This is a genomic window from Stenotrophomonas sp. 364, assembly GCF_009832905.1.
Taxonomy (GTDB): Bacteria; Pseudomonadota; Gammaproteobacteria; order Xanthomonadales; family Xanthomonadaceae; genus Stenotrophomonas; species Stenotrophomonas maltophilia_AP.
The window spans coordinates 4,624,448-4,639,102 of record NZ_CP047135.1 but is presented as its reverse complement, the minus strand read 5'-3'; the positions used below and the strand labels follow the sequence as shown (position 1 = coordinate 4,639,102).

The 14,655-nt window shown below is 68.2% G+C and carries 10 protein-coding genes and 1 riboswitch; of the genes, 7 read left to right on the top strand and 3 right to left on the bottom strand.

Going from position 1 to position 14,655, the window contains the following annotated elements; genetic code table 11:
- Positions 1-87: 87 nt before the first annotated feature.
- Complete coding sequence (locus tag GQ674_RS20555) at positions 88-2,955, bottom strand: pitrilysin family protein (RefSeq protein ID WP_159498865.1); 2,868 nt, start codon at positions 2,953-2,955, stop codon at positions 88-90.
- Between the two features lie 403 nt (positions 2,956-3,358).
- Between GQ674_RS20555 and GQ674_RS20550 the strand changes: the two genes are divergently transcribed.
- The gene (locus tag GQ674_RS20550; protein ID WP_159498863.1) at positions 3,359-3,826 is read left to right on the top strand and encodes a hypothetical protein; all 468 of its coding nucleotides are present in this window, start codon (positions 3,359-3,361) and stop codon (positions 3,824-3,826) included.
- A 43-nt stretch (positions 3,827-3,869) separates the two neighbouring features.
- Positions 3,870-4,346: a tRNA (uridine(34)/cytosine(34)/5-carboxymethylaminomethyluridine(34)-2'-O)-methyltransferase TrmL gene (trmL, locus tag GQ674_RS20545; RefSeq protein ID WP_159498861.1), complete on the top strand. Its 477-nt coding sequence runs from the start codon at positions 3,870-3,872 to the stop codon at positions 4,344-4,346.
- Positions 4,347-4,726: 380 nt separating this feature from the next.
- Here the strand turns inward: trmL and GQ674_RS20540 are convergent, their stop codons facing one another.
- A complete protein-coding gene (locus GQ674_RS20540) occupies positions 4,727-5,890 on the bottom strand; it encodes an acyl-CoA dehydrogenase family protein (RefSeq protein ID WP_159498859.1) in 1,164 nt (387 codons plus the stop codon).
- A gap of 293 nt (positions 5,891-6,183) precedes the next feature.
- On the opposite strand from GQ674_RS20540, the gene GQ674_RS20535 reads away from it, so the two are divergent.
- Entirely contained in the window at positions 6,184-7,860 is a 1,677-nt protein-coding gene (locus tag GQ674_RS20535) for an electron transfer flavoprotein-ubiquinone oxidoreductase (RefSeq protein ID WP_159498857.1), read from the top strand.
- A gap of 89 nt (positions 7,861-7,949) precedes the next feature.
- The gene (locus tag GQ674_RS20530) at positions 7,950-8,339 is read left to right on the top strand and encodes a c-type cytochrome (protein WP_159498855.1); all 390 of its coding nucleotides are present in this window, start codon (positions 7,950-7,952) and stop codon (positions 8,337-8,339) included.
- Between the two features lie 16 nt (positions 8,340-8,355).
- On the opposite strand, the gene GQ674_RS20525 is transcribed toward GQ674_RS20530, so the two are convergent.
- Positions 8,356-11,946, bottom strand: coding sequence for a transporter substrate-binding domain-containing protein (locus GQ674_RS20525; RefSeq protein ID WP_159498853.1), 3,591 nt, complete (start codon positions 11,944-11,946; stop codon positions 8,356-8,358).
- A 78-nt stretch (positions 11,947-12,024) separates the two neighbouring features.
- On the opposite strand from GQ674_RS20525, the gene GQ674_RS20520 reads away from it, so the two are divergent.
- The 3 genes from GQ674_RS20520 to GQ674_RS20510 all read left to right on the top strand — a co-directional run bounded on the left by GQ674_RS20520 (position 12,025) and on the right by GQ674_RS20510 (position 14,481).
- Positions 12,025-12,663, top strand: coding sequence for a response regulator (locus GQ674_RS20520; RefSeq protein WP_159498851.1), 639 nt, complete (start codon positions 12,025-12,027; stop codon positions 12,661-12,663).
- Positions 12,664-12,826: 163 nt separating this feature from the next.
- The gene (locus GQ674_RS20515) at positions 12,827-13,231 is read left to right on the top strand and encodes a glycine zipper 2TM domain-containing protein (RefSeq protein ID WP_159498849.1); all 405 of its coding nucleotides are present in this window, start codon (positions 12,827-12,829) and stop codon (positions 13,229-13,231) included.
- Between the two features lie 113 nt (positions 13,232-13,344).
- The gene (locus GQ674_RS20510; protein ID WP_159498847.1) at positions 13,345-14,481 is read left to right on the top strand and encodes a phosphotransferase; all 1,137 of its coding nucleotides are present in this window, start codon (positions 13,345-13,347) and stop codon (positions 14,479-14,481) included.
- A gap of 39 nt (positions 14,482-14,520) precedes the next feature.
- Positions 14,521-14,617: riboswitch (TPP riboswitch) on the top strand.
- Positions 14,618-14,655: the final 38 nt, after the last annotated feature.

Below are 14,655 nucleotides of genomic sequence, written 5' to 3'. Positions count from 1 at the left end.
GCTGGGCGACGAGAAAGGAGTGTGCGGGAAACGGCTGAATCGGGGGTGATGGGGTACCGGGCGGTGGCCCGGCACCCCATCGGCAGATCAACGGGGTTGCCGGCCAGCGGCCGGCGCTACTGGTTTGCCGTCGGCGTCGATCACGTGGACCTCGCCGATGTTCAGCGCCCGGACTTCCTTCTCGGTCTGCTTCAGGTCGCCGACCACCACCCAGGTGAGGGTGTTGGGGTCCAGCGTGGCGGCCGCCTGCTGCACCTGTGCCGGGGTCATCGCCTCGATCTCGGCCTTGCGCTTGAACACGTAGTCGTCCGGGCGCTGGTAACGCACGATGCCGCTGATGGTCCCGAGCACCGCGCTGGCGGTCTCGTAGGCACCGGGCAGGCTGAGCGTCTGGATGTTGCGGATGCGCGCCACTTCCGCCGCCGTGGCCGGCTTGGCACCGCTGGCGAAGTCGCGGATGTCCTTCTGCATTTCCTGCATCGACTCGGCGGTCTTGTCGATCTGCACCGGTGCACGCGCGCCCCACGGACGCTGGCCCAGCGTGGCCGGCGCGCTGCTGCCCGCACCGTAGGACCAGTGCTTTTCCTCGCGCAGGTTCATGTTCAGGCGCGAGGTGAAGTCGCCGCCGAGCACGCCGTTGGCGATGTCGAAGCGGGTGCTGCCCGGGTCCATCGCCGAGGGCACCAGCTGGCTGGCGAACAGGTTGGCCTGCACCGCGCCGGGCTGGTCGATCAGGTACACGCGGGCGTGGGTGGGACGGGGCACGTCGGCCGGTGCCTTGACCTGCGGCGCGGTGCCGGTGCTCTTCCAGTCGCCGAACTGGCGCTCCAGCAGCGGCACGATGTCCTTCAGGGTGGTGTCACCCACCACGATCAGGGTGCCCTGCTCCGGGCGCAGTGCGTCGCGATGGAAGGCCACCAGGTCCTCGCGGGTCAGCGACTGGATGTCCGCCTCGTTGCCGCTGCCGGTGAACGGAATGGCATACGGATGCCCGGCGCCGTACAGCAGGGCCGGCATGACCCGCATCGCGGCTGCGCTGGGGTTGACCTTCTCCTGCTGGATGCCGGCGATCCAGGTCGCCTTGACCCGGTCGATCTCGCCCTGCTCGAAACGCGGCTGGCGCAGCATGTCGGCATACAGGGCCAGCGAGGGCGCCAGGTTTTCCTTCAAGGCCGACAGGTAGACGCTGGCACTGTCCAGCGACGCCGAGGCGCCCAGGGTGGCGCCCAGTGCGTCGGCAGCGTTGGCGAACGGCAACGCGCCGAGCTTGCCGGCACCTTCGCCCATCAGGTCCATGGTGAAGTTGGCGGTGCCCTGCTTGCGGCCCTGGTCGGCGGTGAAGCCACCGGGGAATTCATAGCTGAACTGCACCACCGGAATGTCGTGGCGCTCGGCCAGGATCACCTGGGTGCCGTTCTTCAGCGTGGCGCGGTGCAGCTGCGGGAACTTCAGCTCCGGGAAGGTCCTGGTCTGCGGTACGCCGGTGCTGCGGTCCACCTGCTTGGGCAGGGTGGTGTACTTGGCATCCACGGCGGGCACGGTGAACGGCTTGGGCGACTGCGACGGCAGTTCGGCCAGCGCCACGCGCGCGCCCGGTTCCACCACGATGGTGTGGTCGCCCACGCCCAGCCACTTGGCCCCCACGGCGCGCACGTCGGCGGCGCTGGCGGCATCGATGGTGGCCAGCGACCGGCGGAAGCAGCCCGGGTCGCCTTCGAACACGGTGCACTCGGCCAGCGCGTCGGCCTTGCCGCCGAACCCGCCGATGCGCTCGATGCCGCGGATGAAGCCGGCGCGGAAGGCGGTCTTGCCGCGGCTCAGTTCGTCGGCAGTGGGACCGTCCTTGGCCAGGCGCTTGATCTCTTCATCGATGATCGCCTCCACCTTGGCCGGGTCCACGCCCTGCTTGACGGTGGCCATCACCACGAAGTTGGAGCCCAGCTGCGAGCTGTAGGCGCCGGCGCTGATGTTGTCCACCAGCTTGTCCTGGTGCAGCAGGCGCTGGTCCAGGCGCGAGGACTTGGCCCCGCCCAGTACCTGGGCAAACAGCTGCAGCTGGTCGATGTCGGTGGTGCCGACCTCGGCCACGTTCCAGGCGCGGTAGATGCGCGCCTGCGGCACCTTGTCGGTCATCACCTCACGGGTGCTCTTCTCGCGCCTGGCCACGTCCACCTTGGGCTGGGCCATGGTCGGACCGGCCGGGATGTCACCGAAGTAGCGGGCGACCTTTTCCTTGGCGGTGGCCAGGTCGATGTCACCGGCCAGCACCAGTACCGCGTTGTTGGGGCCGTACCAGGTGCGGAACCAGGTTTTGACGTCATCCAGCGAGGCGGCGTTGAGGTCGTTCATCGAGCCGATCACGCCGTGGTGGTACGGGTGGCCCGCCGGGTACATGGCGCGGGTCAGCTTGTCCCACACCTGGCCATAGGGCTGGTTCTCGCCCTGGCGCTTCTCGTTCTGGACCACGCCGCGCTGTTCGTCGAGTGCGGCCTGGTCGATTGCGCCGACCAGGTGGCCCATGCGGTCGGACTCCATCCACAGCGCCATGTCCAGCGCGGTGGTGGGCACGTTCTCGAAGTAGTTGGTGCGGTCGGTATTGGTGGTGCCGTTCTGGCCGGTCACGCCGACCTGCTTGAACGGCTCGAAGTACTCGCCGTCGTGGTTTTCGCTGCCCTGGAACATCAGGTGTTCAAACAGGTGCGCAAAGCCGGTGCGACCGGCCGGTTCGTCCTTGCTGCCGACGTGGTACGAGACGTTGACCGCCACGATCGGCGCCTTGCGGTCGGTGTGCACCACCACGCGCAGGCCATTGGGAAGGGTGAACTGCTCGAACGGAATGTCGACCTTGGCCGGCGCGGCGGGCCGGGCCAATGCGGGCGCCGGCATGACGCTGCCCAGGGCGGCGGAGAGCGCTACAGCCAGCAGCGCGGCACGCGGTCGAAAGTGGACGGTCATCCCGGTTCCTTGGTCATGAAGGTGAAGGGCCGATCCTAGCGCGTGGCGGGCGCCTGCGGCATCGGCCAACAGTCATTGCGCCTGCGGGGGCAGTGGCGGGCAGGCGGCCGGGGCAACGGTCGATCCGGGCGACCTGTACGCCATGGCGCGAACACCTGCGCCGTGTCAGCGGACAGGTGTCCGGACAGCGGACACCCCGTTCTCGGCAAAAAAACCTTACGAATCAATGCGAAAAAGTTGGCACGGTGCCTGCTTGGTACTGGCTGTGGCAAACGCAGGAGCAGAACCAACATGACTGCCAGCTGAACAAAAACGAAAACCTTGAAATTGTTCTTGCAAGCCCCGAATCGGTGTACTACCTTACTACCACACCACTGACCACCAACACTAAACAGGCCTCGCCATGAACACCAAGACCATCGCCATCGCCATCGCCCTCGCCGCCGGCACCGCGTTTGCTTCAAACGTGCAGGCCGCCACCATCACCACCCTGGACACCGTGCAGGTGCGCCCGTCGGCCGACCAGATCGCCCAGGCCGCAGTGGAACGCAGCAGCGCCATCCCGACCCTGGCCCTGGTGGAAGTCCGCCCGACCGCCGGCCTGATCGCCGACTACCGCGCCGAGCTGGCCGACAGCCGCCGCGTGACCACCCTGGCCGCCGTCGAAGTGCGCCCGACCGCCGAGCAGTACCAGGCCCTGGCCGCCGAGCAGGTGACCCATCGCGATTACGTGGCCACGCTGACCGCCGCCGCCACCGCCGTTGCCCGCGACGTGATCGTCAACCTGCCGGCCCTGCAGGTGCGCCCGTCGTCTGCCGATCTGCAGGCCCTGGCGCTGGAAACCGCTGCCCAGGTGCTGGTCCGTCCGTAACCGGTTGCTGCGGTAACACGCAGCCGCCGCGTAAACTGCGGCCATGACCGCGCCCACGTTCCACGTCATCCTGTTCCAACCCGAAATTCCGCCGAACACCGGCAATGTGATCCGCCTCTGCGCCAACACCGGCGCGCGGCTGCACCTGATCGAGCCGCTCGGTTTCGACCTGAGCGACAAGCAGCTCAAGCGCGCCGGCCTGGACTATCACGAATACGCTCGACTGCAGGTCCATCCCGACCTGGACACCGCCCTGCAGGCCATTGCACCCAAGCGTCTGTTTGCCCTGAGTACCCGCGGCAGCGTGCGTTACGACACCCCGCAGTTCGACGATGGCGATGCCTTCCTGTTCGGCCCGGAAACCCGCGGGCTGCCCCAGGACCTGCTCGACGCGCTCCCCGATGGCCGACGCCTGCGCCTGCCGATGCAGCCGGACAACCGCAGCCTCAACCTGTCCAACACGGTCGCCGTGGTGATGTACGAGGCCTGGCGGCAGAACGGGTTTGCCGGCGGGGAATAAGAGCTGTCAGAAGCTGCAAAGCCGGAGCGCAAAGCCGCACGCCGGTTGCTTCTCGGCTGCGCTGGGGAGGGTCGGTTGGCGGGACACGCCGTAAACCCATCCTTGGGGGCTCGTGGGCGCCATCCATGGCGCCCAACGGTCCCGCCAACCTACCCTCCCCAGCGCCTGACACGTTCCCGGTGCTTATGGAACAAAGGGATTGCCGGCGGCCGCACCTGCTGCGGTACCGATCAACGGTCGGCACCTACAGCGGCACGTGGTGGTCCGCATCGACCGAGTTGAACATCAGCATCGCCCACTGGTAGCACCTGACCGTTGGTCAGGTGACCCCTTCAACGGTAGTGCCGGCCGCTGGCCGGCTCCCGACACCGCCGACACCCTTAGAACGCGTTGATGCCCGTCAGCTCCCGCCCGATCACCAGCTGGTGCACGGTTTCGGTGCCCTCGTAAGTGATCACCGATTCCAGGTTCAACGCGTGGCGGATCGCCATGTGCTCGGTGGTGATACCCGCGCCGCCCAGCAGGTCGCGGCATTCGCGGGCGATGTCGATGGCCATGCGGCAGTTGTTCCACTTGGCCAGGCTGACCTGCTGCGGCTGCAGCTTGCCGGCGTCCTTCAACCGACCCAGCTGCAGGGCCAGCAGCTGCGCGGTGGTGATGCGCCGGGCCATGTCGGCCAGCTTGATCTGCGCGCTCTGCGTGGCCGCCACCGGCCGGCCGAACAGCACGCGCTGCTTGGTGTAGTTCAGTGCTTCGTCCAGGCAGGCCACCGCCGCGCCGATCGGGCCCCAGCTGATGCCGTAACGGGCTTGGTTCAAGCAGCCCAGCGGGCCTTTCAGGCCCTGCACGTTGGGCAGGCGGTTGCGCTCGGGCACGCGCACGTTGTCGAAGAACAGCGCGCCGGTGAGCGAGGCGCGCAGGCTCATCTTGTGCTTGATTTCCTGCGTGGTGAAGCCGGCCATGCCCTTTTCCAGCACGAAGCCCTGGATGCCGTCCTCGGTGTGTGCCCAGACGATGGCGATGTCGGCCACCGGGCCGCTGGTGATCCACATCTTGCTGCCATTGACCAGCCAGTCGCCGCCGTCGCGCACCGCGCGCGTCTTCATCGCCGCCGGGTCGGAGCCGCCGTGCGCTTCGGTCAGCCCGAAGCAGCCGATGACCTTGCCGGCGGCCATGTCGGGCAGCCAGCGCGTGCGCTGTTCTTCACTGCCGTAGGCATGGATCGGGTACATGCACAGCGAGCTCTGTACCGACACGAAGCTGCGCAGGCCCGAATCGCCGCGTTCCAGTTCCTGGCAGATCAACCCGTAGCTGACCGCGTTGAGTCCACCGCCGCCGTACTGCTCGGGCAGGCTGCAGCCGAGCAGGCCCAGCGCGGCGATCTCGGGAATCAATTCGTCCGGGAAGCGCCCCTGGTCGAACGCGTCACCGATGATCGGCAGCACGCGCTCGTCGGTGAAGCGCGCCACCGTGGCCTGCACGGCGCGCTCCTCGTCGCTGAGCAGGGAGCGGACATCAAACAGGTCATACGGATTCAGTGACATGGCTACCCGGGTGTGAAGGCGATCAATCAGGGGACCATTGTGGTCGCTGCGCCGCGTGCGGCCAAGGCAGGGCGCAGCACGGGCGACGTGGCAGCTCCCGCATTGGTGCGCCGCAGCATCAACGTGCGTGATGGAAGTGCTCACGTGCCGTCAACGTCGGCGATCTAGGCGTAAACGCCGCGTCCCGGTACCCTGCTCATCTGATCCAGTAGTTGCGCCGTGTCCCGCGCGCGATTCCCAGGCAACCGCCGCCGGCTTTGACCGACGGCACTACCCAAGAGTTACGCACCCCCATGAGCGAAGAGACCACCGCCCTGCCCCCGCGTGAAGCCATGGAGTTCGACGTGGTGATCGTCGGTGCCGGCCCTGCCGGCCTGGCCACGGCCATCCGCCTGCGCCAGCGCGCGATCGAAGCCGGCCGCGAACTGTCCGTCTGCATCCTGGAAAAGGGCTCCGAGCCGGGCGCACACATCCTGTCCGGCGCCATCATGGACCCGCGCGCGCTGACCGAACTGTTCCCGGACTGGGCCGAGCGCGGCGCACCGCTGAAGCAGAAGGTCACCCGCGACGAGTTCCTGTTCCTCAGCGAAACCGGTGCGCGCGGCACCCCGCATGCGCTGCTGCCCGAGTGCTTCCATAACGATGGCAACTACATCGTCAGCCTGGGCGAGGTCACCCGCTGGCTGGCCCAGCAGGCCGAGGCGCTGGAGGTATCGATCTTCCCCGGCTTCCCCGCCGCCGAGGTGCTGTACACCGCCGACGGCGCGGTGATGGGCGTGGCCACCGGCGACATGGGCATCGAGAAGAACGGCCAGCCCGGCCCGAACTTCGAGCGCGGCATGGAACTGCATGCCAAGTACACGATCTTCGCCGAAGGTTCGCGTGGCCATCTCGGCCGCCAGCTGATCGCCCGCTACCAGCTCGATGCCGGCAAGGACCCGCAGGCCTACGGCATCGGCATCAAGGAGCTGTGGCAGATCGACCCGGCCAAGCATGAGCCGGGCCTGGTGGTGCACGCCGCCGGCTGGCCCCTGGACAACGACACCTACGGCGGCGCGTTCCTGTACCACGCCGACGGCGGCAAGGTATCGATCGGCTACGTGGTCGGCCTGGATTACAAGAACCCGTGGCTGAGCCCGTTCGAGGAGTTCCAGCGCTTCAAGACCCACCCGTCGATCCGCACGCACCTGGAAGGCGGCAAGCGCATCGGTTATGGCGCCCGCGCGATCACCGCCGGCGGCCTGATGTCGCTGCCCAAGACGGTGTTCCCCGGTGGCGCGCTGGTCGGCTGCGAAGCCGGCTACCTCAACGTCAGCCGGATCAAGGGCAGCCACGCCGCGATCAAGACCGGCATGCTGGCCGCCGACGCCGCCTTCGATGCGCTGGCCGCCGACCGCCAGCACGACGAACTGAGCGCCTACCCGGCCGCGTTCGAGAGCAGCTGGCTGCATGACGAGCTCAAGCAGTCCAAGAACTTCAAGCAGTGGTTCAAGAAGGGTCAGACCATGGCCACGCTGATGACCGGCATCGAACAGTGGCTGCTGCCCAAGCTGGGCATCCGCAACCCGCCGTGGACGCTGCGCCACAGCACGCCGGACCATGCCTGCCTGGAACCGGCCGACAAGCACGCCAAGATCGTCTATCCCAAGCCCGATGGCGTGCTCACCTTCGACCGGCTCAGCTCGGTGTTCCTGAGCAGCACCAACCACGCCGAAGACCAGCCCAGCCACCTCACGCTGAAGGACGCCAGCGTGCCGGTGCAGGTCAACCTGGCCGAATATGCCGGCCCGGAAGCGCGTTACTGCCCCGCCGGCGTCTACGAATTCGTGGGTGCGCAGGGCAGCGAACAGCTGCAGATCAACGCGCAGAACTGCGTGCACTGCAAGACCTGCGACATCAAGGATCCCACCCAGAACATCGTGTGGGTGACCCCGCAGGGCGGTGGCGGCCCGAACTACACCGGGATGTAGGGCACCCGGCCTGCGACCCTGCGTCGCAGGCTGTAGCCGCGCGGCCGGCGCTGGCTATCATCTGCGCTCGCCCCAACCGGACGATTCCGATGAAGCCGCTGCTGCGCCTGTGCTGTGTTGTTGTTGCCTGCCTGGGGCTGGCCGCCTGCGCGCGCGCGCCGCAGACGCCCGAACAACTGCACCAGCAGCAGTTGCAGCGCGCGTTCGCGATCTGCGCCGGCTGCCACACCGTCGCCCCCGGGGGCGTACACCGGTTCGGCCCCAACCTGCACGGGGTGATCGGGCGGCGTGCCGGCAGCTTGGGCGATTACCCCTATTCCAACGCGATGCGCCAGGCCGACATCACCTGGAACGAGACGACCCTGGATGCGTTCCTGCGCGCCCCGTACAGCGTGGTGCCCGGTTCGCGCATGCTCAACGCCACCGCCGATCCGGAACGGCGCAGGCAGGTGATCGAATACCTGCAGCAGGCGCGCTGAGCGACGCGGCGGCCAATCACGCCGATTGCAGCAGCGCCAGATAGCGCCGCAGGTCCTGCTCGAATGCATCCAGCTGTGCGGTGCATGCGTCCGCGCCATCCTCCTGGACATGCCGCATCAGCGCGCGTGCCTGTTCGGCCAGGGTGGTGGCGCCCAGCGTGCCCAGCCCGCCGACGATCCGGTGCAGCACGTCGCCCACCGTCGCGCTGTCCCCTTGGGCGCGGGCCAGCTGGCCGCGCTGCAGGTCATCCTCGGTGGTGCTGAGCATGCTTTGGATCATCACGTCGGCCACGTGCGCCGAGCCGAAACGCTGGGTGATCGCCTCGCGGCTGGGGGCCGCAGGTACCGGGGCGGGAAGTGCCGATGCCGTCGTCGCGTCGACCGGTGCGTCACCGTCGGCCGGCAGCCAGCGCAGGAGCATCTGGCGCAGCGTGGCCAGCGCCACCGGCTTGGCCAACAGGTCGTCCATGCCGGCCTCGCGGCAGCGCTGCAGGTCCTCGGCCAGCGCACTGGCGGTGAGCGCCACCACCGGCACGCGCGGGGTGCCACGTTCGCGCTCGCGTTCGCGCAGCCGCCGGGTCATGGCATAGCCATCCAGCACCGGCATCCGGCAGTCGGTGATCACCAGGTCGAAGGCGGCATCCTCCAGCAGGTCCAGCGCGGCCTGCCCGTGCATGGCCACCTCGTGGGCCAGGCCCAGCTGCTGCAGCCGCCATCGCATCAACGCCTGGTTGGTGGGGTGGTCCTCGACCACCAGAATGCGTCGCCGGCGCAGCGTCTCCGGCAGGGCATCCGCCGCAGGGTCGTTGCCGGTCACTGCGTCGCTCGGTTCGGCGGCCGGCACCACCGGCAGCGGCAGCTGCACCACCACCTCGGTGCCTTCGCCAGGCACGCTGGACAGGTCCAGCTGACCGCCCATCAACGCCACCAGCCGCTGACAGATGCTCAGGCCCAGCCCGGTGCCGCCGTACTGGCGGGAGATGGCCGCGTCGGCCTGGGCGAAGGGTTTGAACAGGCGCTCGCGCTGTTCGTCAGAGATGCCGATTCCGCTGTCGGTCACGGCCAGGCGCAGCCACTGCGCGTCGTCTTCCTCGCGCACCACGGCAAGGGCCATGGACACGCGTCCCTGTTCGGTGAACTTGATGGCGTTGCTGAGCAGGTTGAACACGATCTGGCGCAACCGCATGCCGTCACCCAAGTGCATGGGCGCTACGGCCGGGTCGACCTGCAGCTGCAGTGCCAAGGCCTTGGCCGATGCCTGTGGCGACAGCAGCTGGCGCACATTGTCGAGCAGCCCGCGCAGGCCCACCGGCTGCAGTTCCAGGCGCAGCCCGCCGGCTTCGATGCGCGAATAATCCAGGATGTCATCGAGGATGTGCCGCAGCATCTGCGCGGAGTCCTCGATCACCGCGATGATGCGCCGCTGCTCGCCATCCAGGGACGTGTGCGAGAGCACTTCCACCATGCCCAGCACACCGCTCATGGGCGTGCGGATCTCGTGGCTCATCGTGGCCAGGAAGTCGGCCTTGGCGGCGGCAGCGCGCTCGGCCGCCGCCTTGGCCACGGCCAGCGCATCGGCCTGCGCGCGTGCCTCGGTGACGTCGACCCAATAGCCACTCCACAGCATGGCGCCATCGTCGATGGCATAGGGCAAGGCGCGCGACCGCACCCAGCGCACGTCGCCGTGGGGGCTGGTACGGAACTCCATGTCCAGTGGCGCGAAGTCGCGCGAGGCCTGCTCCAGGGTATGCAGCACACGCTGCCGATCCTGCGGATCGATCTGCGCCATCACGCGGGATTCGTCGGCCATGGCGTCGGCCACAGTCAGCCCGAACAGGGCTTCCATGTCACCGGCGATATACGGGAAGGAGAACCGGCCGCTACTGTCACGCCGGGCCTGGTAGACCGTCGCGGGCAGGTTGTCGGTGACCTCGGCCAGACGCTGCTCCAGACTGCGCCGCATGGCCACTTCACGACGCAGCCGCCAATGCCCCCAGCCGTGCACCACGATGGCGGTGAGCAACACCAGGGCCAGCGGCACGGCCCAGCGCGCGATCGACCGCCAATCCAGTTCATTGCGGTATTCGGCGGCAAGCCAGTCGCTGCGGATCGCTTCGTGTTCGCGCGGCGTCATGCCCACCAGCACGCGATCGAAGGTGGTCGCCAGTGGCGCATATTCACGCCGCACCGCCAGCGACAGCGCGTCGTTGAACCCGGCCGGGGCGGTGACATGCAACTGCGCCGGATAGCGTTCGCGCACGAGCCGGTCGACCATGGCCAGGTTGCCGACATACGCGTCGGCGTCGCCTTCGGCCAGCCGTGCCAGCGCCTGCTCGGCACTGCGGGCCGGCACGATCCGCGCGTTCGGCGCACGCTGCAGCACATAGCCGCGCAGGCGGTCCGGATCGGACAGCAGGATGCTGCGCCCATCCAGGTCATCCAGGCCCAGTACCGCCGGGCTGTCGCTGCCCACCACGATCACGTTGGGCACGGTGATGAAGGGTTGGCTGAACACCCAGTCGCGGCCCAGATAGGCCGAATCATTGGGAACGCCCATGATCACGTCGACCTCGCCCTTGCGTGCCTGCTCGCGCACCTCGAACCAGTCGTAGGCGGGAACGTTCACCAGGTGGGCGCCGACCAGACGCAACTGGCGCAGATAGTCGCCGGCCACGCCACTGGGCTGGCCGCCGCGATCGATGAAGGCCAACGGGACCGCATTGGGCGCGAACCCCATGCGCAGCGAGCGGGCCAACACGCGCTTCTCCGCATTGCCCAGGATCAACCGCGACTGACTGGACCAGGTCAGGGTTGGCAGCCAACGCCGTGCCAGGTCGTCGCGTTCTGCCTGGGAGAGCTGGCCAAGCACGCTGTCCATTGCCTCGGCCAGCGGCTGCTTGGCGTGGGGCACCCCGAAGTGCAGCCGCTCGGGCGGCAAGTCGCTCGGTCGCAGCAGGGTGGCAGGTTCGAGTCCGTGCTTGTGGATCAACGCGCTGGCGACATAGGCATTGCCGATGTAAACGTCGGCATCCTCGCTGTCCACCATCCGCAGCGCGGCCAGCGTATCGTCTGCGTCTATCTGGCGCGCCGACGGAAACCGGGCGCGTACCTGGCTGCTGGTCACAAAGTCGCGCTCGGTCACCACACGCAGACCCTGCAGGTCCGGATCGGTCGAGGTCCGGGTATCGTCCAGTCGGCCGACCACCGCCAGTGGCGCATCGACGTAGCTGCGGGTGTAGACCATGCACAGCGTGCGGTCTGCGGTGAGGGTGATGTTCATCACCACATCCACTTCGCCGCGGCAGGCGGCGTCCAGCACTTCGCTCCAGTCGTTGTACCGGCGCACCTCCACCTGCACGCCGAGCCGTTGTGCGACCAGCGTCATGTAGTCGTAGCCCAACCCCTCCAGCCGACCGCCCCGAATGGACTCGAACGGCGGCCAGCCGCTGTCGTAAAGGCCAAGGATGATGGTAGGGTGCCGACCAAGCCATTCACTCTGGCGCGGCGAAAGCGTCGGGCCGGTGGCGGGTGCATCGGCCCCTGCGGCCAGCATCGGCACGCAGGCCAGGACGATCAGCAGCAGCCAGCGGACAACCGGAGTACGCATGCAATCCCATCTCCGTAGAATGATGTCTCCACCACGGCACAGCCCGTGCGCCATCCGCCCCGGCAACCATACCAGCCCATGACACTTCGCATCATCATTGCCGACGACCACCCGGTGGTCCGGATCGGCACCAAGGCGGTGATCGAATCCAGCGGCGTGGGCGTGGTGGTGGCCGAGGCCAGCAGCGTCGACGAATTGATGGCCGCGCTGACCGCCCAGCCCTGCGATGTGCTGGTGACAGACTACTCGATGCCCGGCAGCCAGCAGGCCGACGGGTTCACCATGATCGGCTTCATCCGGCGCCGCTTTCCCGACCTGCCGGTGCTGATGTTGAGCGTGTCCAACAACCTGGCCATCCTGCGCATGGTGGCCGCCACAGGCGTGCTGGGACTGGTCGACAAGACCTCCTCGATGGAAGAGCTGCCGCTGGCGATCCAGACCGTGCACCGCGGCTTGCCCTATGTGAGCCACACGTTGAAGGAACGCATTGACGCAATCGGCACCAATACCGTCGATGACGTCGGCACCAAACCGCTGTCGCCGCGTGAGATCGAGGTGCTGCGCCTGCTCGGCAGCGGCCAGACGGTGAAGGAGATCGCCCTGCAGCTGCACAAGAGCGTCAGCACGATCAGCCGCCAGAAGGGCGATGCGATGCTCAAGCTGGGCCTGAAGGGCGATGCCGAACTGTTTGATTACCTGCGCGACGGCGAGATCTGACCCCGCGCCGGACCTTGCTGGCCCCTGAGCGGGCGCGGGCACTTTCAGCCTCGCTTCATCCGCATTGCCGCTAGATGAATGCGCAGACCCACCCGGGCCGCGCGGCAATGTTCCGACAATGTTGGAACCCCAGCGTGGCCTGTACCCGACTGGAGAACCGAACATGCTCAACATTTCCGCACTCAGCCTTCGTGGTCTGGCCGTGGCCCTGGCCCTGACGGTCGGTATGGCCGCCGTTGGCGACGCCAGCGCGATGTCCCGCAAGGACAAGCGCACCGTGGTCGGCGCGGTGGTGGGCGGCGTGGCCGGTCACCTGCTCTCCAACGGCGATACCGCCGCCACCGTGGGCGGCGCGGTGGCCGGCGGCGCCATCGGCAACCTGACCACCCGTGACAAGCGCGACCACCGTTACGACCGTGGCTACGACAACCGCCGCTATGACGATCGTCGCCACGACCGCCGCTACGGCTACGACCGTGGCTATGACCGCCGCAACGACCGTGGACGCTGGGAACGCGAACAGCGCGATCGCCGCAACTGGGACCGCCAGCACGGCCGCGGCTGGTAAAACCACCCCAACGCCGTATGCAGCGCCTTCAACGGGCGGGTCGATGACCCGCCCGTTGTGCGTTCGGCTACCCTGTCTTCCCCCACCCCGACGCACGTTGTGTCTGCTCGCCGATGACCCACACCGCCCACCTCGTGCAAGGCCTGGACAACGACGCGGTGGCTGCCGACTGGCCGGCCATCGATGCGCGCGACGTGGCCTGGCTGCGTGGGCGCTACCCGCAGCTGGGCCCGGATGTCGGCGTGGCCTGGCACAGCCCGCGCCCCCTGTCGGCCGCCGCCCTCCTGGAAAGCAGCCGCGGGCGGGTGTTCGTCAAACGCCACCACCACAGCGTGCGCGACGCTGCGTCCCTGGGCGAAGAACACCGCTTCATCGCCCACCTGGCGGCCGCCGGCGTGCCCGTGGTGCAGGTGCTGCGCGATGCCGACGGTGCGACCGCCCCCGAATACGACGGCTGGACCTACGAACTGCACAGCGTGGGCGACGGCCAGGATCTGTACCGCGATGCGCCGTCCTGGACACCGCTGGCCGACCCGGCCGCCGCACGCGAGGCCGGGCGCATGCTGGCCACCCTGCACCAGGCCTCGGCCGGGTATCACGCGCCCCAGCGCAGCACCCACCTGCTGGTCGCACGCGACGACCTGATCCGCGCCGCCGACCCGCTGGCGATGCTGCAGGCCGACCTGGCCCAGCGCCCCGGCCTGGCTGCCTACCTCGCGCGGCAGCGCTGGCAGGACGACCTGCAGCGCGCGGTGCTGCCCTGGCACGCCGGCCTGGCCCGGCGCCTGCACGCCGAGCCACGGCTGTGGGCCCACAACGACTGGCACGTGTCCAACCTGCTCTGGCACACCGGCAGCGATGCCCCGCAGGTGCAGACCGTGTTCGACTTCGGCCTGGCCTCGCCCACCAGCGCGCTGTTCGATCTGGCCACGGCCATCGAGCGCAATGCCATTGCCTGGCTGGCGCTGGAGCAGCAGACCGATGCGGCGCGCATCACCATCGCGCTGGCCCTGGTCGAGGGCTACCGCCAGGTGCTGCCGTTGTCGGCGGCGCGGATGCAGTTGCTGGCCGACCTGCTGCCGGTAGTGCACCTGGACTTTGCACTGTCCGAAGTGGAGTACTTCAACGGCATCACCGCCTCGCCGGCCAACGCGGATGTGGCCTACCACACCTTCCTGCTGGGCCATGCCCTGTGGTTCAAGGGCCGCCACGGCCAGGCCCTGCTCCAGGCACTGCACGCCGCCGCCTGAACCGGGGCGGGCAGGGCGGGGCCTTTTGTGGTGAAATGGGCACCGAAGCGGGGGTGCCTGGGCAAAGCCAGGCTGAGAGAGTCCCTTGGAACCTGATCCGGTTGATACCGGCGTAGGGAGCTTTGTGCAGTGGGCGCAACGACCGGATGGGTCGGTGCGTGCGCGCCGTCGCTT